Raw genomic sequence first — 1,003 nt, 5'->3', positions numbered from 1 at the left:
GCGCCCGGCGACGGCTATCGCCGCCGCCGAGCCGAGGAGGGTGGTGGCGGTCGTCGCCGCCGCGGTGCGTGCGCGCATGCCCTCCACCATGACGGGGCGGAGCGGCCGAGGCGAGTGGGCGCGCGCGGGAGGGTGAGGTTCGTGCCGATCCGGGCGGCCGGCGTCGGGGCGGCGTGCGGCGGTGCGCTCAGTCACCGGTGACGGGCGAGTCCTGCGGGTCCTGCGGGTCCCGTGGGCTGCGTGGGTCCTGCCGGCCGTAGCCGGCGAGGCGTTCGGTGGCCTCGGCGAGCTGGGCGTCGGTGAGCAGCGTGGGACGGGCGCCGGGGACGGCGGCCGCGGTGAGCCACAGCCGGCAGAGCCACTCCAGCTGCGCGGTGCGGTCGAAGGCCTGGTCGAGCGCGGCCGCGGGGGCGCCGGTGCCGTAGGTCACGGCGCCGTGGTTGCGGAGCAGGCAGCCGGTGCGGTCGCGCAGGGCGTCCACGGTGCGCTCCGCCAGCTCCCGGCTGCCGTAGAGGGCGTAGGGGGCGACCCGGACGGGGCCGCCGAGCAGTCCGCCGACGTAGTGGGCGGCCGGCACCTCGTCGTGGAGCAGTGAGAGGGCGGTGGCGTGCAGCGCGTGGGTGTGGACGACGGCGGTGGCCGGGGTCGCGCGGTGGACGGCGAGGTGGAGCGGGAGTTCGCTGGTGGGCGCGAGTGTGCCGTGGACGCGGGTCCCGTCGGGGCGGACCGCGAGGAGGTCGGCGGCGCCCAGCCGGTCGTAGGGCACTCCGGTGGGGGTGATCAGGACCAGGTCCCCGACGCGGACGGAGAGGTTGCCCGAGGTGCCGACGACGAGGCCGTCGGTGACGGTGCGCCGGGCGGTGGCCAGCAGGTGCAGCCAGGCGTCGACGAGTTCGGGCGCGGGCGGGGCGGCGGAGGGCGCGGAGGGCCGGTCGGCGGTCATGACCGGACGGTAGCGGAGCCCGGCGGTCCGGGGCCGGGAGCGGTGCTCCCGGCCCCGGAC

General features: G+C 78.5%; 1 protein-coding gene. It reads right to left on the bottom strand.

The window, feature by feature from the left end; translation table 11 throughout:
• Positions 1-187 precede the first annotated feature (187 nt).
• A complete protein-coding gene (locus tag HCN52_RS24610; RefSeq protein ID WP_168090613.1) occupies positions 188-943 on the bottom strand; it encodes a class II aldolase/adducin family protein in 756 nt (251 codons plus the stop codon).
• Positions 944-1,003 lie beyond the last annotated feature (60 nt).

It is taken from the genome of Streptomyces bohaiensis (genome assembly GCF_012033785.1).
In the GTDB taxonomy this organism is placed as follows: Bacteria; Actinomycetota; Actinomycetes; order Streptomycetales; family Streptomycetaceae; genus Streptomyces; species Streptomyces bohaiensis.
Note: the sequence above shows the minus strand (reverse complement) of the source record. Positions and strands in the feature narration are given on the sequence as shown.

Bases quoted from the DNA above. Each gene is read 5' to 3' on its own strand.
- HCN52_RS24610 (WP_168090613.1), bottom strand. From the start codon at position 943: ATGACCGCCGACCGGCCCTCCGCGCCCTCCGCCGCCCCGCCCGCGCCC.